Here is a 23,959-nt window from a genome sequence, read left to right on the forward strand (position 1 = left end):
TCTCAGCCTCCGAGCCTTAACATTGTTAAACTATTTCTGCACTACAATCTTATATATTATAGCATATGTTGAACGGGCACGCACTGAATCCTGCTATTCTATTACCCCTGACTTGTCATTTCGAATTGCTTCTTCCAGAGTTCGGTCTCCATCAAATGAAACCAGTCCTTCAATTCATCTGAAAAGGCCGCACTTTTCCAGTTCCGTAATGTTTCAATCGCATACAGAGGCCACTCTCCACGCCGAATATCAGCAGCAAGTAACAGATGTCGTTTATGCATCCATTCATCTTCTGCCATCACACGCAGCAGCACCTGATCCACGTTATCCAGGCTCCGAAAGCCCAGATCCGCCACAGCTGCCATGTTTTCATAGATTTCAGTGTAACTTGTACCCGTTCCTTTAACTTTGAGGTCCAGCGTCAAAATAGACTGTTTCCATTCCACTCTTGCAATGGGCGTTGATAGTTGCATGGAACTTAGCACATCAACCAGATTGTCATTCGTTAGCTGAACTGGATGATGTGATGCAGAGGCAGGCTGTACGTTGTCCCCGCCCCATGTACGCATATGTAAGGTTTGTATCGCAACAAGCAGAAAGACCGCCGCAACCGTTGCCAGCATTGAAGCAGTAACAATCATCCGCGGTTTCATATACGCCTCCCTGCCTTTACCTGTTAGTGTAGTCTGTCCGGTAAAGGCTCATACCTCATTGTACAATGAAAAAAAGCAGGCTATGCCTGCAATCTTCATTTGAATATATTCAATCTGTACATTACTCCGATTCAATCTGTCCATGCTTGGTAATCAGCGTGGCTTTGCCCCGGATTTTAATAGCTGAAGTATGGGTGGTAAATTGGGCAAACATCACTTCACCCTTGTCCAATTTCTCGGTGTGGTGAAAACGTGTATCCTGACCTCGGGTTAATCCGATCACCTGGACACCATTTTCCTCTGCCTTAATTACAATATAATCATTGCCGGTTGGATGATCCATCACGCATGTCCCCTTCTTTCGTTCGATAGCGTTAATGATGATAAAGATTGTTTCATTTGTCAACCTGCGCCTTATACGAATGAACCGCAAGAATCATCGTTAAAGGGCAAAAGAAAAGGCCGTGAACAAGTCACGGTCTTTTTGTCGACATATGGAATATGTAGAAATCTTATTTAATTCCGTCTTTGAGCGCTTTACCTGGTTTGAATGCAGGAATTTTGCTCGCAGGAATTTCGATTTCTTCACCTGTTTGCGGGTTGCGTCCTTTACGTGCAGAGCGCTCGCGAACTTCGAAGTTCCCAAAACCAACCAATTGTACTTTATCTCCGCTTTGAAGAGCCTCAGAGATTGCTTCGAATACGGCATCAACCGCTTTCGTTACATCTTTCTTGGACAATTCAGTCGCTTCAGATACGTGTGTAATCAAGTCTGATTTGTTCATTTGTTTTTCACCTCCTGTATCAATGTCCTGAATGTTATACTGTGTTTCCGTTTTATAGCGAAATATACGTTCATACGCAAAAAATCTACGTACATCTTGAGCGCTGAACACAAATCTCCGCCTGCGGTCAACAGTCATTTTCGGCAGAATGTCGTCTGAAACCACGGGCATTTCAGACGCCGAACAAATTTCATACTAATACAGACAGCCCACAATTTCAAGTCCGGTTGCGGTTTAAGACGTAAAATGTAACCGCCAGGGCAAGCACGAGAACCCCACCTTTTACAATATCATGTGTGAAATACTGTACGTTCATCATCGTTAAACCATTCACAAGTACACCAATCAGAACCGAACCAATGAAGGTTCCGATGACATTGGGTTTACCCGCACCAAACACAGAGAAACCGACAAATACTGCAGCTACGGATTCCATTAACAACGGTGATCCCGCATCAATTTGCCCAGATCCTACTTTGGAAGCATAGATAATACCCCCGATTGCTGCAAACACTCCAGCGGCTACATAGGCGAGTGTACGCACCTTTTTCACCTTGATTCCAGACAACCGTGCAGCTTCCTCATTACCACCTGTAATGTACATCTGGCGACCATATTTCGTATACGTCAAAAAGATATGCACACCTATTACCGCAATAAGTAGCATGATAACCGATATCGGCATACCAAGCCATTTACCCTGCCCTATTAGCAGGAATGTCGGGTCCATCTCTCCCGCAGCTTTGCTTCCATCAGGGAACTGCATGTGATTATAAATGGTGTATCCCTGTGCATACGTTTTGTGAATACCTCCGATGATGTACATCGTGGCGAGGGTTGCAAGCAAATCCGGAATACGCAATTTTACGATCAGCAAAGCGTTCAGTAAACCAATAACAGCCCCGATAATCAATGGCACGATAATGACGATTGCGAGCGGTTGCTGATACCAGATCATTAATGAAGCCGTAACGACGGTAGTTAATGAGACAGTCGCCCCAACCGAGAGATCAAATCCATCAACAATGAGAGATAACGTAACACCGATCGCTACAAACGTAACGATCGAGATCGAGCCCAAAATATCGGTCAAGTTACTGTACGTAAAGAAATAAGGCAATTTAATGCCGAAAAATGCGATAACACCTATGATGACAATAATCGCCCCGTAACGGAACGCAAAATCCAGTGATTTATCCTTCATGATTGCACCTCTTGTCCACCGCTTGCATAGTATAGCAGCTGTTCTTGGTTAGTCTCGCCTCGTTTGAACTCTTTTACGATAACACCCTCGCACATGACAGCGATTCGGTCGCCAATTCCCATGCCTTCATCCAGTTCACAGGTGAAATAGATGACACCCTTGCCCGCCAAAGCCAGTTCATTGATGATGCGGAAAATGTCACTTTTTGCCCCTATATCTACACCTTTGGTTGGCTCATCAAATATAAATACATCCGCATCCGCATTAAGCCATTTACCAATGGCTACCTTCTGCTGATTACCACCACTTAGATATTTCACTTCCTGTTTCACCGACGATGTTTTAATTCCAAGCTGTTTCACCAATGACTCAGCATTCAGTCGTTCCCGCTTGCGGCTTACAAAACCTAATGTACTAAGACGGCTTAGCAAAGGCAGACTTAAATTCCGTTCCACATTCTCCTGGATCAGGATTCCTTGTTTACGTCGCTCCTCCGGTACAGAAACAATTCCCAGAGCCGCCGCATCCGCAGGCTGAGACAGGCGTAGGTTACGGTTGTTAAGCCGGATCTCGCCTCCTTCCAGCCGATCTGCACCAATCAGCAAACGAGAGCTTTCCGTTTTACCCGCGCCTACCAGACCCACCACAGCGAGGACTTCACCTCGGCGTACAGAGAGGTCAACACCTTTGACTTTCACTCCACGCCGAAGCCCACGTGCCTCCAACAGTAGCTCCCCTACGGGCGCTTCCGTCTTTGGAAACTCTTCTTCGAATGGTTTGCCCAGCATCTGTGTAACCAAATCGTTGATCGTCAGACCCTTTGCTTCACCGGTAAATACATGTTGCCCATCTCTCATAACCGTAACGCGATCACAGTGACCTGTCACTTCCGCAAGACGATGGGTAATGAAAATGCAGGCTACGCCCCGTTCCTTCAGCAGATGTACAATCCGGAAAAATGCATCCGTTTCTTCCTGGCTCAGCGGTGCGGTCGGTTCATCAAAAATGATGACTTTGGCATCCTGAATCAAAATCCGTGCCAACAGTATCATCTGTTTTTCTGCAAGTGTCAGATCGGCCACTTTTTGGTGAACGGATATGTCTGCTCCTAATTGCTTCAACGCCTCAACCGCACGCTGTTGCAGTTTTCGTGGACTTTTCCACCAACCCCCGGCAGATGAAGCCAACTGATCCAACATAATGTTCTCCGCAGCCGTCAGCTGTGGCACCAGTGCCGCATCCACTTCCTGATAGACACAGTGAATCCCACTTGCCTTTGCGTCTCCAGGAGAACTTAAATGTAACGCTTGTCCACTCAACTGAATCGTACCCTGATCCAATGGATAGGCACCGGACAGAATTTTCATTAACGTGCTCTTACCGGCACCATTGGCACCCAACAGCGCATGAATCTCCCCACCTTTTACAGAGAAATTCACATCCTTCAGTGCAGGAATACCTGAAAACTGCTTGTGGATATGTTCCATTTGAAGCAGAATCGGTGCAGTGCTCATGATGTTAACCTCCAATCGTTCCCTTCCGGGAGCATCCCTTTTTTCATCCAGACCACACATATCTTCATTTATGTTTGAAAAAGCGCGCCTTGCGGCGCGCTTCCCTTACGCTGCTTATTTAGCAGTAATTCCGTATTCGCTCATCCAGTCCTTGATTCCTTGTGTGCTGCCACCCCAACCTTCAACGAACTCTGACAGCTCCGAAGTGGAGATTTGTTTATCTGGCAGAGCTTCACGTTGAACATAGACCGGGTTAAGAACAACTGCATCTTCCGTCTCGTCCCCGTTCAGTTTTTGATAAGCATAACGTACCTGGACGCGTCCAATATCCGTTGGATCAACAGCAGCAGAAGCAACCCAAGGATTTTTCGGGTCCTGAATCATTTGCAGGTCCTCGTCACTCATATCGATACCATACACTTTGATCTCATCACGTCCAGCTTGTTGAATCGCACGTGCTGCACCTTTGGCGAACTCATCCCATGCAGTCCATACAGCTGTAATCTCACCTTTTGGATACTGCTTGAGAATAGCTTCCATTTTGGCTTGAGTATCCAGCGCCGGGTTCTGTGCAGAACCGAATGTCGCTATTTCCTTGATGTCCGGATTTGCTTTCATGAATTCACCGTATGCGATCTGACGGCGTTCCATCGGTGCGAACCCAGCTACCCATACTTTGACAATATTTCCTTGTCCATTGATATCTTTTTTCATTTGCTCCAGCGTCAGCTCAGCCATCTTCTGATCATCCTGCGACAGGACTGTGGCTCCCGGAACACTGATAGCTGCGTCAAACACGACCACTGGAATATTCTGTTCTACTGCCTTCTTCACGCCTGGCTCTAACAGGGAATCTCCATGATCCGTGAGAATGGCATCGAATTTCTGGTTAATAGCGCTATCAAGCAAGGATACCATCTTTGCTTTGTCATTATCGGCAACAAACGTTGTCAGTTCTCCACCGAATTTTTCGATTTCTTCTTTTACACCCTGTACATATTGCTGAGAGAAAGTACCTGTATTGAACTCCATAATAAGTGCGATCCGTTTGCCACTAAGAGGGCCTGTGACTGCTTCCGTTTTTGGTGTATCATCTGATGCACCCGAAGCCGGAGTGGCTGCCGGTTCTTTTTTGATTGCGCAAGCGGACAACGCCAATGTAAATACTAATAACACACTCAACCATAGCCATTTTGTCTCTTTTCTTTTCATCTCTGTATCCCCCTGTCCACTCTCTGTGATCTCGATCACAATAGTTGAATATTAATATAACGGCTAATCCCTAGTATGTAAATGGGTTTTAGCAATTTAAAGCTAAAACTCGCTAAGTTTTTTTGAAACCACTATTCTTCCCATCCATTTCATCCAAAATAAAGAAATCACGTAAAAAAGACCGCGAGGGGATGCCCCCTTACGGTCTTTTGATGTCTTACAGAATGATGGCGATCAAGCCGCCCGAACCTTCGTTAATGATTCTTCCCAGCGTCTCTTGCAATTTGTATCTTGCATTATCCGGCATCATGGCAATCTTGCCCTGGATCCCTTCTCGCACGATGGAGTGCAGCGAACGACCAAACATGTCTGAATCCCATACCTTGATCGGGTCGTTCTCGAAGTCCTGCATCAGGTATCTCACCAGTTCCTCACTTTGTTTCTCCGTACCGATGATTGGAGCGAACTCTGATTCCACATCAACCCGGATCATGTGAATGGACGGTGCCGTTGCTTTCAGACGTACGCCAAATTTGGTGCCCTGACGAATGAGCTCAGGTTCATCCAGAGCCATCTCGGCGAGAGATGGAGCAGCAATGCCATATCCAGTCGTTTTGACCATCTCCAGCGCTTCTGCGAAGCGGTCGTATTCTCTCTTCGCATGCGAGAATTCCTGCATCAATTGCAGCAGATGATCCTTACCGCGAATCTCGATGCCAACCACTTCCACGAGAATCTGATCATACAGTTCATCCGGCGCGTACAGGTCAATTTCGGCTACACCCTGCCCCATATTCATGCCACTCAGGCCTGCGCGATCAATGAATTCATATTCCATGAACTGTGCGACAACCCGATCCACGTCACGAAGTCTGCGAATATCCTTGACGGTATCCCGTACGGAATTTTCGTAGTTGCTCCGCAGCCAGTGAGTCTCGTTGAGCACCATAACCCAGCTCGGCAAGTTTACATTCACTTCATGCACAGGGAACTCATAGAGCACTTCACGAAGTACACCCGTCACATCATCTTCCGTCATGGTCGCTGCACTGAGTGTCATCACCGGAATGTCGTATTTGGCAGCAAGCTCACTACGCAATTGCAGGGCTTCTTCACTGCGAGGACGAGTGGAGTTGATGACCAGGACAAACGGTTTACCCACTTCTTTTAATTCTGCAATGACCCGTTCTTCAGATTCCACATAGGAACTGCGGGCAATTTCGGCGATTGTGCCGTCTGTTGTTACCACAACACCCAGTGTAGAATGCTCCTGAATGACTTTGCGAGTACCAATCTCGGCGGCTTCCTGGAATGGAATTGGTTCCTCGAACCAAGGCGTGGAGATCATGCGTGGACCATTCTCATCCTCGTATCCCTTGGCTCCTTCCACCGCGTAACCTACACAATCCACAAGACGCACATTGACATCAAGTCCTTCTGCCACCTTGATCTGGACTGCGTTATTTGGTACGAATTTTGGTTCGGTAGTCATGATGGTTTTACCTGCTGCACTCTGTGGAAGTTCATCCACCGCTCGACCACGGTCAGCCTCGTTAGTGATGTTTGGCAACACGATGGTTTCCATGAATCGTTTAATAAATGTTGATTTTCCCGTCCGGACTGCGCCGACAACCCCGAGATAAATATCCCCTCCGGTCCGCTCAGCTATGTCCTTAAAAATGTCCACTTTCTCCAATGAAATCCCCTCCCTAAATTACTCCGAAGGAAAAATGCTAAAGAGCATCCGCTTCGTTTTTTCAATCAGAAGACTGAAATCCCTGCAACGGTAGAGCCGCCTTTGTGAGTGCCCGGAAGTCGTCCGCCGCCGAACGTTGCATTCTGATGAAACCGGCGAGAGCGGCGTTAACTCGTACATGCAATTGGACTAGTATCATCTTATGTATCCGTATGCGGCAATATGACGCGTATTTTTGTTTTTTTATCTTATGGTGATGACATTAGGAGAATCCCCCGATCTCGGACTGCGCGTCTTTATTTCAATCTACTTTATGTGATCCGTGAAGCTTTTATGACGGTTATTGCTCATACTGACAAAGAAAAAAGAGATATCCCTTATTTGGAATATCTCTTTTTGAACCATTAGAGGCATGGTGGTCATACAGCTAAACCATTTGAATTGCAATCATGCTTATTTTATTGGCTGGGCAACCGGCGCATTATTTTGCCATGCGTAGAAAACGGATTTTACAGGTACGAAGTAGGAGTGTTCCACCAGCAAATCCCGAACATCTTCAGTCTCTGCTGGAGACACGTCAGACTTGTCCACTGCCTGCATAATATCAAAAGCATAATCTACATAGACCTTGCCTTCGTCATCCATCATAAAAGGTAACGCCTGACCTGAATATACACTATTCAGCGTAATGGAAGGAGTACCTGCCTGAGCAGCCAGCTCCATATCCACAGCATATAACCCCGGATACAGTTCTTCCCCGCTTGGCAGCTTATTGTTATGTACGGACTTATATTGATTAACCATTCGTTGCACATCGTTTACTTTCTGTACGGTCAGAAGGTCCATCACTTTAACGGTCGGATTCACTTCTTCGTCCTGAATAAGGAAGTAAGCGCTCCCACCACTTTCAAAAGCAGTCTCCGGTATTTCATCCAGATACCCCAGTTGTTTCAACTTGGGCAAATCCACTCTGAACTTTTCATATTTAGGCGTTTCCATATCTGCATTAATGATTGGCAAAATCCCCTCATCTTGCTGGAATGCCTCGACCGCACTCTGGATACGGCTCACGCTTTCCCGATACGCTATCTTAGGGTCCGAATTGCTCTGGGATGGATACATACAACCACTTGCTGTAAAAGCAAACAACAGGAATAACAGCAGACTGCCCGTCTGATGTCTCAGACGCTGCTGTCCACTTCCTTCCACACATTTTGGCTTGTTCCTAATCATTCGTGTCCTCCTTGAATAACTCATTAGAGAATCCATTTCATAACGCTCAGAACCAGTCATCTTCCTGTTGCTGACGTTCCAGTTGTTTCCGAATGGCTGCCTTCAGCGGGTCCTCTGGAACATGAACCGATAGAGATCCACACACCTTGGCCTGACAGGACAGTCGTGTACCTGCTTCCAACAGAGAACCCAGCTTGCGCTTTTCTGCATCTGTTGGTGGATACAGTTCCGCCCGATGTTCTTCATCCACATTCACTTTGCACATCAGGCAAGCCGCTTTACCATCACATCGGGTCGTAATCTTGACTCCAGCACGTCGTGCTGCATGCAGAAGTGTCACCCCTGGTTTGAGCGCTATCGATTTGTTCATAGGTAAAAAAGTAACTTTATAGTCCATCATTTTCCTCCCTCAACCTACTGGGGCCATGTAAAGCCAACAAGCTCTTCCACTTCGGCTCTGAAGCGACTTGCCCACACATTCTGTTGACTTAACAGCATCATTATAGGTTGATGTGCATCTGGCTGCTCGCGCATCTGTGTCGCAATGGGGACATAACGATCTTCACGACCTCGCAGCAGATTAAACAACAGCTCATGCGCAAGCGGCATCAGTCGCAGGGTATATGAACCCACTTGTGCTACTGGTGCATGCAGAGCAAGTACATGTTCAATCTCGATACGGTACCAACTTTTTCGAGCCCATATTTCGAAACCACCAACCAGTTCCAGCGCACATTCACCCACCTGATAGTGGCTCAGCAGAGAAGCATACGGTCCTGTCTTGTCCACTGTAGGCTCGTCAAGCATTTCCCCCGGAGCGCTACGGTGAAGTTCCTTAGCAGCGGCAACATCCGCATAGATATCAATATCTCTCGGAGCCTGTTGCAACTCCACCCCTTGAAGCAGCAACCCACAACTTCCTCCAAGTAACCATGTCTGCGGCTGTGTGTTCCAAGCTTTGGCCGTTTCCAGCAAAGCCGCGTGTAATTCCGGATAACGCTCTGTCCGACCCTCCGTATCATGCGGCCTCATAGGCTCACACTCCCCTCATCCGTGTTCATTGTGTCAGTTCTTATGATGTGCTTATGCGGATGTTATCTTTCAGGCATGGGAAATCAGGTCAGAGAAGCGATTCCACCGAAAAAGCCAATCAGCATAATCAAAAATGCAATTAGAGAAAGAATCCCCCGTACAATCCCCTTTGTTTTGGCACGAGCAAACGTAATCAGGAATACAGATAATCCCATAATGAGGATGGCCACCAATGACAGCCACATCTTGTCCATTGCGCTCATAATCCAGCAGTCTCCCCTTCAGTCCGATATTCATCACTGACACTGTGACAATTGCAACCATTATAACATGAAATTCAGCTCAACTTTCCAAAAAAAAGACAAAAAAGCAAGCCGGCAGATGCCGACTCGTCTTTTTGTCTTACTGGATCACCTGCACAAGCAGGTGTGATCTATTATTTTTTCATCATCATTTTCATTAACGACTCCATACTGTTTGGATTCAATCCGCTTTTCTTGACCGCACTCACAATATCCTTAACCGTATCCTCAGATACCGGAACTTTCGCCATGGCGGATACTTGCTTGATCAATTGGCGCAACTGAGCTTCATTCTGGATCGTCGTTGGTTTCACCGTGCTTGCCAATTTCTTGACGGCACCCTCAGTTATCGTTTTACCCGTTTTTTTGTTGATTGCATTCAGCGCATCTTTGGAAATGTTGTTACCCATTCGTCTCCCCTCCTCCGGCAATACTCATGTGTATAGTATGAGTCCGCTACAGAAAAGGTGAATAAGCTCCTTATTTCACAAGATGCGTTTAGGCTGATAACAATCAGGAATGCCACTGCTCCCAGGTTTCAAGCTTCATGACTTCCATTTCGGTCTTCGGGTCACGTCCCATCAGGGCTTCAACCGCATCACGCGGCTGTCTCTCTTGGAATAAAACGTGATACAACTGATCTGCAATCGGCATTTGCACACCGTATTTTTGAGAGATGAAATAGGCTGCCTGTGTGGTTCGAATGCCTTCCACCACCATGCCCATTGACTTCAGGACATCATCGAGCTTCTGTCCCTGACCCAACATAGAACCCGCTCTCCAGTTACGGCTGTGCTGACTTGTAGCCGTTACAACCAGATCCCCGATTCCGGCAAGTCCTGAAAACGTTAAAGGATTTGCCCCCATCTCCACACCAATACGTGTGATTTCCGCCAGACCACGGGTCAACAGCGCTGCTTTGGCATTATCACCGAATTGAAGACCATCGGACATGCCTGCACCAAGAGCAATGATATTTTTGAATGCGCCTGCCAGTTCAACACCGAGCATGTCACGATTGGTGTAAACACGGAAATAAGCATTCATAAACAAAGCTTGGGCCGCCTCGGCAGATGACTTATCCAGTGAAGCTACAACCACTGTCGTTGGACAACGCTTCACCACTTCTTCCGCATGACTTGGGCCAGAAAGAACAACAACACGTCCTTCTTCACATTCAAGCTCTTCTGAAATGACTGTGGACATCCGTTTGAGGCTTTCTGTCTCGAAACCTTTGGTTGCATGAATGACTAACATCTCAGGCTTGTAATAAGCCTTAAGCTGGTTCGTAACTGCACGCATGGCTGATGAAGGCGCAACAATTAACACAGCTATAGCGCCTTCCACCGCAGCTTCCATATCAGTTGTTGCTTGAATTCGTGGTGAAAGCTCCGCATCCGGAAGATAGCGAGTATTGGTGTGTTTGTTATTGATTTCGTTAGCCTGGTCTTCACCACGTGTCCACATCATCACGTCCAACTGATTGGCGGCGAGTACACTGGCCAGAGCTGTCCCCCAGCTTCCAGCGACCAGAACAGCAACTTTTTTAGACAACTCGTTTACCCCCTCCAGGGTTTTTCGATCCCAATTTATTTTCCTGTCCTTTGGCGAGCTTCGCAATATTGGTACGATGTCTCCAGAACGCAAACAGACAAATAATCAGACTCCCCCAGAAGATATTCATTGAATATCCGGGTAATACCAGGATAAAGATGGGTGTAAATGCTACAAAAATCAGAGACCCCAATGAAACATAGCGTGTCAATACAATAGACAGAATGGCGATCACCCCAGCACATAACGCAGGTAGGAAAGCAAGACTCACCAGAACACCAATGGCTGTGGCAATGCCTTTTCCTCCACGAAAATGGAAGTAAAGCGGCCAGTTATGTCCTGCAATGGCTGCTATACCACTGAGTGCAGGAATCCAGGCAGAACCGTCACTCAGCCAGATTCCAATCCATACAGCTGCAACACCTTTAAGTACGTCAAGTAACAGAACAGCAATTGCCGGTCCTCTACCCAAAATACGCAATGTATTGGTAGCTCCCGCGTTTCCGCTTCCGTGCTGACGAATATCGATCCCCCGTATCGCTTTGGCAAGGAGGACACTAAAGCTGATCGAACCGAGCAGATAACTCAGTACAATCGCTGCGATTTGTAAAATCACACACTTCTCCCCTAACTTTCGTCGGACTTCTTCCGAGTAAATATGCGAATTGGTGTTCCTTCGAAATCAAACGCTGCACGGATTTTATTCTCCAGATAGCGCTCATATGAGAAGTGCATCAACTCAGGATCGTTCACAAAAATAACCATGGTCGGTGGTTTAACTGCAACCTGAGTCACATAGTTAATTCTCATTCTCCGTCCTTTATCTGTTGGCGGAGGATTAATGGCAACCGCATCAGACACCACATCGTTAAGCAGATGTGTCTGCACACGTAACGAGTGTTGCTCTGCTACACGTTGCACAACCGGCAACAGTTTTTGTAAGCGTTGTTTTGTGAGAGCCGACAAAAATACGACCGGAGCATAAGTCATAAATAGGAAGTGATCCCGAATTTTTCTCTCAAACTCTTTCATCGTCTTGTCATGCTTCTCTACCACGTCCCATTTGTTCACAACAAACAATGACGCTTTACCCGCTTCGAATGCATATCCTGCAATATGCTTGTCCTGTTCAATAATGCCTTCTTCACCATTAATGACAATCAGAACAACATCTGCACGCTCAATCGCACGCATCGCACGCATTACACTGTATTTCTCAGTTGTTTCATATACTTTACCACGCTTACGCATACCTGCTGTATCAATCAGCACGTAACGTTGGCCGTCTTTTTCAAAAGGTGTATCAATTGCATCCCGGGTCGTTCCAGCCACGTCACTTACAATGACACGCTCTTCACCCAGAATAGCGTTCACCAGTGAAGACTTACCCACATTAGGACGTCCGATCAGAGCTACACGAATGACATCTTCATCGTAAGTCTCTTCCTCAAGTTCTGGCAGCTTCTCCACAATTGCATCAAGCAAATCACCTACACCTGTACCGTGACTTCCGGATACGCCGATAGGATCACCGAAACCAAATCCATAAAACTCATAAATGAGCTCACTTCGTCCGATATTATCCACTTTGTTAACGGCTACAACAATAGGCTTGCCTGAGCGGTAGAGCATCTCTGCTACCTCTTCATCCGATTGCGTAATACCTGCTTTTGCATCACACATGAATACAATAACATCCGCTTCTTCAATAGCGAGCTCTGCTTGCATCCGAATCGATTTTAAGATTACATCTTCACCATCAATTTCGATACCACCTGTATCAATGATACTAAATGGTTTACCGTTCCATTCACCGATTCCATATATGCGGTCACGGGTAATGCCCGGCTTGTCTTCCACAATGGCCAGTCTGTCGCCGATGATCCGATTGAAAATGGTGGATTTACCCACGTTCGGTCGTCCGACAATTGCCACAACGGGTCTTGCCATACATTCCACTCCTCCTGTCCATACTTACGATACTCATCATAGCAAAAAAGATATGTCTTGGCTAACGTTTCATGCCAAATTACTCGCAATAAAAACAATCGGCGAACCCGCCTTGGGCTCGCCGATCTTGCTTTTGTTATTCAGCAAAATATGCAGTATATAACTTAGAACCATGCATTGTTAACTTATTTGAATTTGCTGAGTTTGTCTCCAAACAGTTCGCCAAGCGTAGTGCTCATACCTTGATTGTTCAAGGAAACGTTTGGATTGTTAATTTCTTCACGCGGAGCATTGTTTCTTGAAGGTCTTTCTGATTTTTGTGGTTGAGCTGGAGCTTCTTCTGTTTCTTTGATGCTCAAGCTTACACGTTGCTCAGAAGGGTTCATGTCCAAGATTTTAACCTGAACTTCCTGTCCTTCTTTCAGCACTTCATGAGGAGTGCCGATGTGTTTGTGAGAGATTTGCGAGATATGCACAAGTCCTTCAACACCAGGAGCGATTTCAACAAATGCACCGAAGTCTACCAGACGTTTTACAACACCTGTTACGATATCGCTGGAATTGAATTTTTCGCTTGCTGTTTCCCAAGGACCTGGTTGAACAGCTTTCATGCTCAGGCTGATTTTACCTTTTTCAGGGTCAACTTTCAGCACTTTCACACTAACTTTATCACCTTCAGACAGTACATCGGATGGTTTTTCAACGTGTGTCCAAGCCAGCTCGGATACGTGAACCAAACCGTCAACTCCGCCCACATCAACGAATGCACCGAATTGAGTCAAACGTTGTACTGTACCTTCGATTACTTGACCTTCTTGCAAACCAGCCATTACTGTAGCTTTGTTTGCTTCGAATTCTTGCTCCAGTACGTCTTTTTGGGAAAGGATCACTTTGTTGTTCTCACGGTCGATCTCTTTCACTTTAACACGCAGTGTGCGTCCTTTGTAGTCGCTGAAGTCTTCAACGAAATGGCGTTCAACCATGGAAGCCGGGATAAATCCACGTACGCCCACGTCTGCTACCAGACCGCCTTTAACAACATCACCTACAACAACTTCGAATACGTCTTGGTCTTCAAAATGCTTTTGCAATTGATCCCATGCGTTTTCGCTGTCGATTGCACGTTTGGACAGAACGAGTTTTTCTTTCTCGTCGTCGATGCTAAGAACTTTAGCTTCAACTTCTTGTCCAACTTCTACTGCGTCAGACGCGCTGTCAACATGTAATGAAGACAGTTCACGAATTGGAATGACACCGTCATATTTATATCCAATGCTCACATAGGCTTGGTTATCTTCCAATTTGACGATGGTTCCTTTTACGGTATCTCCTTTTTTCAAGGAAACGAATTGATCCAACTCATCTTGGGTTGCTTCTTGATTTTTCATTTCTTCCGACATGTCAAATACCCTCCTCAATTCAAAAACCCCATTATATTCAAACCTGCCTGTAGCAGAGTTCAAAACACTTTCATCACTGAGTGCTCAAGCTTTAGTCTCCCTCAAAAATATGGAAACATGCACTCAGCTACCGACGAAGCCATTACTTGCTTGGCACGCCCGTTTGCACCATTTCGTTAATCTTGGACATAATCTTTTCAGTCGCCTTCTCCAGAGCTTCTCCAGATGGGTCTTCCTTGAACTCGTCCAAACTTACTGGTGCTCCATATACAACTTTCATCTTACGAAAAACTTTGTAGTTACCGATAATAGCAGTAGGAATAACTGTAGCGCCACTGCGGAGAGCAAAACTCGCTGCCCCTTTTTTGCCGATACCTCCATCATTGTGACGGCTTCCCGAGGGGAAGATTCCAAGCACTTGACCATCACGCAAAATATTGAGTGAGGTTTTGATGGATTCCTTGCTGACACCTCCACGTTTAACGGGGAAAGCACCCACGGCTTTAATAATTCGGCCGAGTACCGGAATGTCAAACAATTCGCTTTTGGCCATGAAACGCACCTGACGGCGAATTTTGATACCAACGGTTGGAGGATCGAAGTTACTAATATGATTGGAACATAAAAGTACGCCGCCTTCTTTCGGAATATTCTCCCGTCCAACGGCCTCCAAGCGGAAAAGAATGGTATAAATGATCCGCAGTAATGTGCTGCAAAATGTGTAAATCATAGACCGATCTCTCCTCTGACCATTGTGCAATAAGATACGATTTTGTCAACCACTTCATGAATGTTCATCTCCGTTGTATCAAGGACGATAGCATCCTCAGCACAACGCAATGGGGAAATTTCCCGATTCTCATCCAATCTGTCACGGGTGGCAATGTCTCGCTCCAGCTGTTGCAACGTCAGTCCATCAGAGGGGTCCAGTTCTTTGAAGCGGCGAAGCGCACGCTCTTCGACACTGGCAGTCATAAAGATTTTCACTTCCGCATCGGGCAGTACTGTCGTTCCGATATCGCGTCCATCCATGACGACGCCCTTGCGCAAAGCCATTTGCCGCTGAGTATCCACTAATTGCGTACGCAGCCCCTCGATTTGCGCATATCGGGACACGATTCCCGTCACTTCACGGGAGCGGATTTCCGAGGTTACTTCTTCCCCATTACAGAACACTTTCTGTCCGTCGGGATCCGGTTGTAAATCAATGACCAGCTTTTGGGCTTCCTGAAGTACCTGTACCACTTCTTCCGGCGCAATATCTTTCCGAAGCATGTGCAAGGTTACCGCACGGTACATTGCGCCTGTATCGACGTATACATACGCGAGCGCCTCTGCAACCAATCGGGCCACCGTGCTTTTCCCGGCACCGGCAGGTCCGTCAATTGCAACGTTCATTTTCCCGTTCTCTGATGTGTTCTGGCTTGCCAACGGGGCATTCCTCCTCAAACGATAAACCTCAATAAAAAAACAGGCATTGCCTGCATCGTGAAAATTATACCACACTCTACACATGGATGCAAAAACAGACAAATCAACGATGTTCGTAATCATTCATCGTTTGCACTTCAATTGGCGTTCCTTCCAGGCGGTCAATGGTGGTCAAATTCTTTTTGAAGCCTGGTACCAACAGCAGCAATTGATATACCACAAGCAGGATTAGAAGGGCTGTAATCAGAATCGTAACCTTTCGTTCCATTCGCCTGGAGAAAACATAATAAAGTCGTTCATATCTGCGGGTTGCATGACGATGATTCAAGGCAATACCTCCGTTTTTTTCATTACGGTACCCGCAGTTCCCTCTTCTTATGCCACAACATTCCTATTTCGTGCGATAGTCAAGTTGCCGTTCAAAACAAAACTTGATAATTTTTTGGCGCTCCGAATCTGAAATCTGCACAAACTTCAGCATGCATAGCTGTCTGCCGGTTTCCAGAGTTTTGATCCGCACAACTTCAGCTTCAAAATTCACATGTTCAATGGTTGAATTCCGGTAGGGAACCAGCAACCAACATTTCAATTTTTGACCTTCAGCTATTGAAAACCCTGTTTCGCCGTAGATGGACAATCCACCGCCACCAATATCTTCAGTCAATCCGACAGCACGGGTCAGATCTTCACTCTGGATGGCCAGTTCGAGATTTGCGTGAACACGAAGAAAGCTGCGCCGTTGTATTTTGGATATATCGCTCGGAAGCGGTTTGCGGATACGGACAAGACGGACCACATCTTCCTCAAATCCCGTGACATAGGTATTAAAATAATGCCGGACTCCATCCTCCGTAATATATGAAATCGACAATTCCTCTCCGAAAAAGAGCCTTTTCAGACGGCTGCTTCCTTGTTGCATCGGGACCTCAATCAGAAAACTGGTGTCATCCATATCTGCAATGCGTGATTTGTATTCTTTGTGTTCCTCTTTTTCATCTGCAGAAGCAATCTGGATGTATAAAATTTCATTTATTTTAGGAAACAAGCTGTTCACCGCCACTTTATGTATTTATCTTCGTATGTACGAGGACTATTATACCATGACCTTTCTCACATTGAACAAGAAAAAAACAGACCACATCGTGGTCTGCCGCAGTTATTCGCTCAGCTTAAAATTCAGATTATCCACCTTTTTATGAGGTTGCATTGACCGGTTTGATCTCTTCAACCGCTTCTTCCATTCCTGTATTTGCATTAATGTATATCCGGTAACGAGAACCGTTAATTTTCCCTCCGAATTCATAACACAATACTTCTTTGCTGTAATCATTCTCAATCAGGGATTTGCGAACATAATTTTCTTCGAACTCCGAGTTAAGCTTTTTCCGCGCCTGTTGCTCCGTAAGAGTTGCTTTCGGAATTTTGCGCTTGTCATTATGTTCGTAGACAAAGTCACTCGCCTGGAAGCCGGTTACTTCACCTGTATCCAAACCTACACGAACTGACATTTTCTCAGGATAGATCAAAGTGTCTCCTTGCTTACGTACATAAGTAAGGTTACCCAGATTACCATATTCATCGTAGTTTACGGCCTTCATATCCTTATAACCTTTGTTCATTAGGAATTGATCTGCTTTAGCCATGGCATTCTGACGAGACACTTTTTTGGTTCCGATTGGACGCGTATCACTGTAAGAGATCAGCATTCCGCCATTACGGGTGAAATCCATCATCAGTTTGCCATTGTTGGCATGATCAATCGTGGCAGTGTAGGACTCCCAGTCTGTTCCTTTGCCGTTCTCCTGCACTTGGATTTTGCTACTATCCGCATCAGAAAATTTTGCAGCCTTGCTCTGGATCTGTTCTTTGGTCACCGGCAAACCGCCCAGTTTCTTTACTGATCGTTTTGCATAGATATTGGATACGGAAGGACCCCAATCAAGCTCCGGGTATTCCTGTACCTTTTTGTTCACAGTACGAAAACCATCAACGATCGTGTTGTCCATGGTTTGCTCTTGTGTTGCCATGGCAGTCTCTGCATCCATCCAGCGCAATCGGTCCGTCAAGACTTTCTGCTGCACATCCTGCAGATTCTTGGTAATCTCGGATGAATTCTGATACAGCTTCTTCAGGTTGCCCATTTCCTTCTCACTTAGCGGTTCGTTCGTCAAATCACGCATCGACGCCCGGTAGGCAAAGTTGGAAATACGTGAGAGAAACTCCTCTGTCTCGTTAAATGGCAGCATGGTGAGTGGCAGTTGGTTGATCTCATTCTGCGCTTCACTGGTGAGTCGCCATACATTCATCAAACCTTTGCGATGCATCCCCTGTGATGTAGAGTGAACCGCCAAGGTGTTACCAATCTCCGAATGCAATTTGTCCATATGAAAAGATAAATCGTGAAAGGCACGCTGATATTGGTTCTCTGCCTTGATCAGAATTGCATTCTTCTCCTGATTCTCCTGATAACCCCACACGAGCGCACCGACCAGCAGAACCGCAAATATCGGAAACATAACTGAACTTAAACGTTTATACATCCGTAGAGTCTCCTTTCTTCTAAACCACTACCTCTATTGTGGATCGAAGAAAGATCTCTTATGCATGCGATTTCCAGTCCTCACACAAGCAGGCTGCTAAAGTCCCTTTTGGGTCCTCCTTTTAATTCAACTGAATCCCAGTTGCCATGCCCTCTTCTTCAATTTCGAACTGGTCTCTGTTATCACAGAGGCACTGCTTGAATCCCGTCTCAATCCTGCCCCGTTCTTTCTTGCCTCGTAATGTAAATCGTTCACCGCATTGTTTGCATCTGATTTTAATTTTAATTCTCATCACAACGATCTCCGTTTCTGTTGGTCATTCCCCGGGAGTTTATCTGTAAAAATAAAAACACACCGGAGCCATAGGCGCAATATGCGCTTTATGTCCACCAGTGTGTCCGTATTTTTATAATTTAACCTCTTCCTCCCGCTTCACAAAACGAAAAGGAGAACGGTTATTAGCTCGTGTGATTTTACCCATTGCCCCATACCACAGGCCCGCCATTAGCGGCGCTATAAACCACAACCAATGATTCACCATGGTGTTCATGATGACATCGTACAATGCATGCCAGAAAAAAGGTAATACCAGAGAAAGAACCAGATACCACCGCTTTTTCTTACCACCGATAAACTTGGCTTTACCCATATAATAACCCATGATTACCGCAAACATAGCGTGCCCTGAAACAGGGAGCAGTGCCCGAAGGAACATGGCTGAGACGGATGCATTCCCCGCAAAGGCATACAACACATTCTCAACAGTGGCAAATCCAAGTGAAACAGCGACTGCATATAAGATCCCGTCATACGGCTCATCAAATTCGGTGTGATTATAGATGATATGATAAAGTACGAACCATTTAACGAATTCCTCCACACCACCTGAGATCATAATGGCCTCAAGATAAGGATTATCCCCGAGCCATATCATCATGCCACGCTGAATAATCATCACAGGCAGTACCATCAGAATTCCCATGAGGAAAACCCGCAATACCATATGAAGTGGCTCATAATCATAACGGTCTTTCAGGTAAAAGTATGTTAACAAGGCGAGACCCGGAGCAACTGCTGCCGCTAAGACCGAAAACAAAAGCACCGAAATTCCCTCCTCTGACTAAAGACGCGATTACAACTAGAGATTAATCCTGGCGTTTGAAGTGGGTGCAGATAACATCAATCGCTTGTGCAGGAATAACAACCTTACCATACTCTTCCATAACTGCCGGAGTAACTGAGGAGCCTTCGCCAAACTCAGCAAGCAAGGCAATCAATGCCGCATGTTTGGTGGTATCTACCTCATCTGGCTCCAAATGCAAGAACCACTTGTCTTTATAAGAATAAAGTCTCCCAGCATCCGTAACATGCTGACGCAACATATGTGCAGCTTCAATGAGCACTTCAAAGTCCTTGAATGCATAAACGATGGAATCGCTTTGCTCGAGTGTAACTTCCATTTCATATACTTCTTCAGGAAGATCATCTTCATGACCTGAACCATATTGTTGCGGATCATATTTTCCTCGTGTGACAATGACAACCATCCCTTGAGCGGGAAGTGCGAATACTTCGACAGCGAGTGGACCTGTGGCATCAAATCCAAGTTCGGAATAGGCCTGATCCATCATTTCAGTGAACAGTTCATGAACCTTAGGTATTTCCTGCCACATATCTTCTTTTTGTATTCCGCGCTCGCTCAGATCGTCAAAGGTCAGGAAAATCCGTATCTTATCGTGACTTAGTCGTTCTATTTTCATACAGGATCTCCCCTTTATAAGCAAGTCTTATAACAGATTATGAAGCACAAAACAATATGTGCTGAAAATAAATCTATGTAGTTATGTTATCATTTTATACCTCTAAATGCACGAAGTAAAATCGACAAAAAAAGAATCATTCCACAGCCAATCTAGACTGTGGATGATTCTAATTGGAGGTTTTGGTTTATAAACCCGGTACTGTTGTGTTTGTTTGACTTAAAATTTGCTCAACTTCATGCTTCACATCCGGATTGGTGCGAATAAAATCTTTGAGCATACTCATATTCGCTTCTTTTTCCTGCGGTGTGATTGCTCTTGCGGTCTTTGCTGCCGGATTTTTGTGGGATTCACCATGTTGATTTTGCTTGCTTGTGAACCCGTCCATACCCGGGAAAGTCATTTCCATCATCTTATGTTTTGCCTGATCCATCATGTTACGTGATGAACCCGATGACATCATGGGCAATCTGCCTTTGGACAGCCATGAACTGGCTGCAACACCAATGACAATGCCCCAAAAAAAGGATGACGTCTTCATTACACCAACCTCCTTCAAGTGTTAAAATCATATTTAGTGTTTGCGGTAGTGAGCGATCTCATTCCGTATAAATACAGGAAAGTGAGTTGAAATCATGTTCAGACATACAGCCGCATTGATCATTGCTGCAAGTTTGCTGCTGTCAGCTTGTGGGACAGCGGAAGAAAAAACATCTGATAATTCCGCACCAGCGGGCGAATCAACTACCACGCTTCAAGAAGAGCAAGGTAACTCTAACCCATCTGAAACAGGAAAACCCGGAACTGTTGTACCCGAGCCTTCAACGGAAGATTCAACTGCGACTGAAGAAAAACCTGAATCTTCGGAGAAGGTTTCTACAGAAGAGAAAGTGGAAAAGACGTATCACATGAATGAAAATTATTATATTAAACCAAACGATGAAGAGAGCCCAAACAAGGTCGTCTTGTTAACATTTGATGATGGGCCCAAAGAAGAAAAAATGATTACTTCACTGATCGACACTTTAGATAAACATAACGCTAAAGCGATATTTTTCGTCAATGGATATCGGGTGAAAAGCCATCCGGAATTGCTCAAACTCATACATGAACGGGGTCAGATTGTAGGCAATCATGCCTGGGATCATGAGGATCTCAAAAAAATGTCCAACGCTGAGGCGGCAAAACAGGTTACAGATGTCCAAAAAATAGTGAAGGATACCATTGGTGTGGAACCGCAATTCTTCCGTCCACCTTTTGGTTCGGGAAATGATGCACTGAAGGCTGCTGTGAAGAAAAATGGCATGTTATATATGACTTGGTCTAATGGTTCGCTCGATTGGGATAAAAGCACCAAAGACAAACCGGAAAAAGTCATCCAAAATGTACTGGACCAGTTAAATCCCGGAAGCAATATTTTGATGCACGAGTTGCCATGGACGGTTGAAGCATTGGATGAATTGCTGACCAAGCTCGAGAAGAAAGGTTATTCCTTTGTTGATCCGCGTACAATTGAATTGGAAGCTCGTTAAATTGTAATCTTGTGCAATAAAATAAAACAGCCTTGATCCAATGGATCAAGGCTGTTTCGCTGTGAGTGCTTTTTCCGCGGGCACTCTTAACGTGATCATATGCATCTCCGCAGGACAACCTAGTCGGAGAGGAAGATGATTTGTACCGTATCCTCTGCTAACAAGCATTTTGCCTCCTTGGTGAATGTCCTCCGGACTTCGCTTCAGGGAGTACCACCCATTCGATACGGGACGATACGATTTTCCAAGGAACACAGGTCCGAAAAATGGTACAACCAATTGTCCGCCATGTGTATGACCGCTTAAAATAAGATCTGCATTTTCTTCCAAGCGAAGGGCCTGCAAAGGATCATGAACGATAGCAATTTTGCAAAAACGGTTACCGATCTGCTGTAGTAATACATCGCCCTGTTTGGAACGGTAGTCTATGCCGATCAGACTCAGTCTGTCATCGCCCCTTTGCAGATATTCCACATTATCCTGCAGGAGTTTAACGTCCGATTCACGAAGAATTCGCGCAAGTTGAGCGGTACCAGCCCTCTTGTCATGGTTGCCATACACCGTAAATGAAGGAGCAATGTTCGATAAAATTTTCATGTTATGTCTAACTAGAGACCATGAAATTCCTTTTTCCGCAACATCCCCGCCGATGAGAACCCAGTCCACCTTGTTTTTAACGTTTTCCAGATCCTTCTGGTTCAGCTTGCGCTTGTGCGTGTCGGATACATACAAAATCTTAGCCCCGTCAAAGGATGTTGGCAGATGAGGCACTTCAACCTCTTCTTCAATTATTTGATGAACGCGGGCTTCACGCCACATATGAAAAAAAAGTAAAACTCCCATCAAAATGATAAAACCTGTGAGTAAAAGCATTACCACGGCAAGGGAAGGAACGTATTCAGAGCGGGTGCCCCTTCAACCCCCCACCAAACCAGACTAATCGTTAACATGACAAAAATAAAAATGAGTGAATTGACAAACCTCTTGCTCAATTTTAACCGACGTGAAGGATGCAACTCTGTTCGTGTAGGAAGTGAACCCGCTTCGGGGATCGATTCTTCCGTTGATGTTGACGTTTTTTTGGAGCGTGATGGTGCCCTTTGAGGAAGTACTGGACTTTCCAGCTTTTCTGTATAGGGCTTGCGCTGTGATCTAGGTAAAGAAACGGAAGTAATTGGTGTGATTCCGCCAACCTCAGCAGCTGCTGCCGTTTCAGCAACGATGCTTACTTGAGAAGCCACCTGACGCTCGGATTTCTCTTTTTTATCCGATTGACGATGGCGCTGACTGCCATATGTCTTCATTCTACTTAATGGCTGATTCATGATCCCCTCCGAAAACGTATCGCTAATCCGGACACCAAATCAATAATAAAGTGACATAATATAGGCGCCCATAATGTGCCGGACTGCAAGTAAATCCAACCCAATCCATAACTTGAGACAAACACCCAGCCTGTTGGAATCCAGTGGCGCAAATAACGAATATGGATAACTGCGAATAAAATACTTGTCCAGTAAGGACCGATGGCATGTTGGATGGCTCCACGGAATAATAATTCCTCACACACTGCAACAATGGCTGCTATGCATACAATGTGCCAGATCGGACGCCCACGGAACAGCATCTCGTTAATTCCACCGTCATCCATGCTTTCCTGAGGTATAACATACGACAGTACCAAGTCCATAACAAGCATAATTCCTGCAAGACCAAGACCCCACCATATAAATTGGTAATTGTCAGGCCATGCGAGTACATCTAACAAGTTTCGTTTCTGCAATAAGATCCACACAACTCCGATAATCAGTGTCAGACCTTGTGTAAAGTATAGATTGATTAAAAGCAAACGCTCGGTAAGCTGCTGTGGCTCAGCCTTTTGAATCTTGAACTTGGGAAACTTGAATTTTTTCATCGGATGCGTCTGTCCTCTTGAGTTTAAATTTGATGGATAACAATTACGTTGTCCAATCGGATAGTATACTAAATGATAGCCAAAAAACCAATTAGGTTCAAGGCCTGCCCCTAGTCCTGGTTTTATGTCCGCACCATTACTTCATTAAAGCAGTAAAATTCAGTTCACCAAACAGCTTACTTTCCATCTTCTTGTCGAAGGTATATTAACTATTGTATTACTTATGGTGACTCTGTTTATGTGTGA

At 45.5% G+C, this 23,959-nt stretch carries 29 protein-coding genes; 1 reads left to right on the top strand and 28 read right to left on the bottom strand.

All coding sequences use genetic code 11. The annotated features are described in order from the left end of the window. Positions 1–101: 101 nt before the first annotated feature. The 25 genes from AC4E8D_RS19850 to AC4E8D_RS19970 all read right to left on the bottom strand — a co-directional run bounded on the left by AC4E8D_RS19850 (position 102) and on the right by AC4E8D_RS19970 (position 20,807). Positions 102–653 (bottom strand): hypothetical protein, encoded by a 552-nt coding sequence (locus tag AC4E8D_RS19850; protein WP_076209915.1) that lies wholly within the window; start codon positions 651–653, stop codon positions 102–104. A gap of 121 nt (positions 654–774) precedes the next feature. Beyond that, positions 775–996 carry a trp RNA-binding attenuation protein MtrB gene (mtrB, locus tag AC4E8D_RS19855; RefSeq protein ID WP_017687697.1) on the bottom strand — a complete coding sequence of 74 codons (222 nt, stop codon included), beginning with the start codon at positions 994–996 and terminating at the stop codon, positions 775–777. Between the two features lie 169 nt (positions 997–1,165). Continuing rightward, a complete protein-coding gene (locus AC4E8D_RS19860) occupies positions 1,166–1,438 on the bottom strand; it encodes an HU family DNA-binding protein (RefSeq protein ID WP_024630670.1) in 273 nt (90 codons plus the stop codon). A 217-nt stretch (positions 1,439–1,655) separates the two neighbouring features. Continuing rightward, on the bottom strand, positions 1,656–2,642 hold the full coding sequence (locus AC4E8D_RS19865) for an ABC transporter permease (protein ID WP_017687695.1): 987 nt from the start codon (positions 2,640–2,642) through the stop codon (positions 1,656–1,658). Then, positions 2,639–4,156 carry a sugar ABC transporter ATP-binding protein gene (locus AC4E8D_RS19870; RefSeq protein ID WP_221820308.1) on the bottom strand — a complete coding sequence of 506 codons (1,518 nt, stop codon included), beginning with the start codon at positions 4,154–4,156 and terminating at the stop codon, positions 2,639–2,641. The genes AC4E8D_RS19865 and AC4E8D_RS19870 overlap by 4 nt, the downstream gene beginning before the upstream one ends. A 114-nt stretch (positions 4,157–4,270) precedes the next feature. After that, positions 4,271–5,368, bottom strand: coding sequence for a sugar ABC transporter substrate-binding protein (locus AC4E8D_RS19875; protein ID WP_490205141.1), 1,098 nt, complete (start codon positions 5,366–5,368; stop codon positions 4,271–4,273). A gap of 217 nt (positions 5,369–5,585) precedes the next feature. Next, positions 5,586–7,064 carry a stage IV sporulation protein A gene (gene spoIVA, locus AC4E8D_RS19880; RefSeq protein WP_036607700.1) on the bottom strand — a complete coding sequence of 493 codons (1,479 nt, stop codon included), beginning with the start codon at positions 7,062–7,064 and terminating at the stop codon, positions 5,586–5,588. A 453-nt stretch (positions 7,065–7,517) separates the two neighbouring features. Beyond that, positions 7,518–8,297 carry a DUF3939 domain-containing protein gene (locus AC4E8D_RS19885; RefSeq protein ID WP_221820305.1) on the bottom strand — a complete coding sequence of 260 codons (780 nt, stop codon included), beginning with the start codon at positions 8,295–8,297 and terminating at the stop codon, positions 7,518–7,520. Positions 8,298–8,343: 46 nt separating this feature from the next. Beyond that, the gene (locus tag AC4E8D_RS19890) at positions 8,344–8,694 is read right to left on the bottom strand and encodes a 2Fe-2S iron-sulfur cluster-binding protein (RefSeq protein WP_017687690.1); all 351 of its coding nucleotides are present in this window, start codon (positions 8,692–8,694) and stop codon (positions 8,344–8,346) included. Positions 8,695–8,711: 17 nt separating this feature from the next. Then, entirely contained in the window at positions 8,712–9,329 is a 618-nt protein-coding gene (locus tag AC4E8D_RS19895) for a hypothetical protein (protein WP_221820304.1), read from the bottom strand. Between the two features lie 83 nt (positions 9,330–9,412). After that, positions 9,413–9,592 (bottom strand): DUF2768 family protein, encoded by a 180-nt coding sequence (locus AC4E8D_RS19900; protein ID WP_017687688.1) that lies wholly within the window; start codon positions 9,590–9,592, stop codon positions 9,413–9,415. A gap of 173 nt (positions 9,593–9,765) precedes the next feature. Continuing rightward, positions 9,766–10,041 carry a stage VI sporulation protein F gene (locus AC4E8D_RS19905; RefSeq protein ID WP_145322508.1) on the bottom strand — a complete coding sequence of 92 codons (276 nt, stop codon included), beginning with the start codon at positions 10,039–10,041 and terminating at the stop codon, positions 9,766–9,768. Between the two features lie 103 nt (positions 10,042–10,144). After that, positions 10,145–11,185 (bottom strand): NAD(P)H-dependent glycerol-3-phosphate dehydrogenase, encoded by a 1,041-nt coding sequence (locus tag AC4E8D_RS19910; protein ID WP_221820303.1) that lies wholly within the window; start codon positions 11,183–11,185, stop codon positions 10,145–10,147. Beyond that, on the bottom strand, positions 11,178–11,801 hold the full coding sequence (plsY, locus tag AC4E8D_RS19915) for a glycerol-3-phosphate 1-O-acyltransferase PlsY (RefSeq protein WP_221820302.1): 624 nt from the start codon (positions 11,799–11,801) through the stop codon (positions 11,178–11,180). The genes AC4E8D_RS19910 and plsY overlap by 8 nt, the downstream gene beginning before the upstream one ends. Positions 11,802–11,812: 11 nt before the next feature. Continuing rightward, on the bottom strand, positions 11,813–13,135 hold the full coding sequence (der, locus tag AC4E8D_RS19920; RefSeq protein WP_076209907.1) for a ribosome biogenesis GTPase Der: 1,323 nt from the start codon (positions 13,133–13,135) through the stop codon (positions 11,813–11,815). Positions 13,136–13,320: 185 nt separating this feature from the next. Further along, positions 13,321–14,535, bottom strand: coding sequence for a 30S ribosomal protein S1 (gene rpsA, locus AC4E8D_RS19925; RefSeq protein ID WP_036607712.1), 1,215 nt, complete (start codon positions 14,533–14,535; stop codon positions 13,321–13,323). A gap of 142 nt (positions 14,536–14,677) precedes the next feature. Further along, positions 14,678–15,265: a lysophospholipid acyltransferase family protein gene (locus AC4E8D_RS19930; protein ID WP_076209906.1), complete on the bottom strand. Its 588-nt coding sequence runs from the start codon at positions 15,263–15,265 to the stop codon at positions 14,678–14,680. Continuing rightward, positions 15,262–15,966 (bottom strand): (d)CMP kinase, encoded by a 705-nt coding sequence (gene cmk / locus AC4E8D_RS19935; RefSeq protein ID WP_405117909.1) that lies wholly within the window; start codon positions 15,964–15,966, stop codon positions 15,262–15,264. The genes AC4E8D_RS19930 and cmk overlap by 4 nt, the downstream gene beginning before the upstream one ends. 103 nt (positions 15,967–16,069) lie before the next feature. Further along, positions 16,070–16,294 (bottom strand): hypothetical protein, encoded by a 225-nt coding sequence (locus AC4E8D_RS19940; RefSeq protein WP_490205142.1) that lies wholly within the window; start codon positions 16,292–16,294, stop codon positions 16,070–16,072. A 63-nt stretch (positions 16,295–16,357) separates the two neighbouring features. Next, positions 16,358–17,011: a flagellar brake protein gene (locus AC4E8D_RS19945; RefSeq protein ID WP_076209903.1), complete on the bottom strand. Its 654-nt coding sequence runs from the start codon at positions 17,009–17,011 to the stop codon at positions 16,358–16,360. A 148-nt stretch (positions 17,012–17,159) separates the two neighbouring features. After that, positions 17,160–18,506, bottom strand: coding sequence for a germination protein YpeB (ypeB, locus tag AC4E8D_RS19950; protein ID WP_490205143.1), 1,347 nt, complete (start codon positions 18,504–18,506; stop codon positions 17,160–17,162). A gap of 121 nt (positions 18,507–18,627) precedes the next feature. Then, positions 18,628–18,798, bottom strand: coding sequence for a hypothetical protein (locus AC4E8D_RS19955; protein ID WP_165980215.1), 171 nt, complete (start codon positions 18,796–18,798; stop codon positions 18,628–18,630). Between the two features lie 114 nt (positions 18,799–18,912). Then, a complete protein-coding gene (gene prsW / locus AC4E8D_RS19960; protein WP_237174690.1) occupies positions 18,913–19,608 on the bottom strand; it encodes a glutamic-type intramembrane protease PrsW in 696 nt (231 codons plus the stop codon). A 43-nt stretch (positions 19,609–19,651) separates the two neighbouring features. Next, positions 19,652–20,266, bottom strand: a complete 615-nt coding sequence (locus tag AC4E8D_RS19965) for a genetic competence negative regulator (RefSeq protein WP_339177534.1) — start codon at positions 20,264–20,266, stop codon at positions 19,652–19,654. Positions 20,267–20,453: 187 nt separating this feature from the next. Then, positions 20,454–20,807: a hypothetical protein gene (locus AC4E8D_RS19970; protein WP_221820297.1), complete on the bottom strand. Its 354-nt coding sequence runs from the start codon at positions 20,805–20,807 to the stop codon at positions 20,454–20,456. A gap of 94 nt (positions 20,808–20,901) precedes the next feature. Here AC4E8D_RS19970 and AC4E8D_RS19975 point away from each other — a divergent pair, with 94 nt between their 5' ends. After that, the gene (locus AC4E8D_RS19975; protein WP_490205144.1) at positions 20,902–21,798 is read left to right on the top strand and encodes a polysaccharide deacetylase family protein; all 897 of its coding nucleotides are present in this window, start codon (positions 20,902–20,904) and stop codon (positions 21,796–21,798) included. Between the two features lie 45 nt (positions 21,799–21,843). Here AC4E8D_RS19975 and AC4E8D_RS19980 read toward each other — a convergent pair whose 3' ends face one another. From AC4E8D_RS19980 to AC4E8D_RS19990, 3 genes are read right to left on the bottom strand one after another with little or no spacing between them, the layout of a single operon-like run. Continuing rightward, positions 21,844–22,617 carry a metallophosphoesterase gene (locus AC4E8D_RS19980; protein WP_490205145.1) on the bottom strand — a complete coding sequence of 258 codons (774 nt, stop codon included), beginning with the start codon at positions 22,615–22,617 and terminating at the stop codon, positions 21,844–21,846. Positions 22,618–22,670: 53 nt separating this feature from the next. After that, on the bottom strand, positions 22,671–23,123 hold the full coding sequence (locus AC4E8D_RS19985) for a hypothetical protein (RefSeq protein ID WP_221820294.1): 453 nt from the start codon (positions 23,121–23,123) through the stop codon (positions 22,671–22,673). Next, the gene (locus tag AC4E8D_RS19990; RefSeq protein ID WP_036607728.1) at positions 23,120–23,713 is read right to left on the bottom strand and encodes a CPBP family intramembrane glutamic endopeptidase; all 594 of its coding nucleotides are present in this window, start codon (positions 23,711–23,713) and stop codon (positions 23,120–23,122) included. Before AC4E8D_RS19990 ends, AC4E8D_RS19985 begins: the two co-directional genes overlap by 4 nt. Positions 23,714–23,959 lie beyond the last annotated feature (246 nt).

The organism is Paenibacillus sp. SRL342 (genome assembly GCF_984798905.1).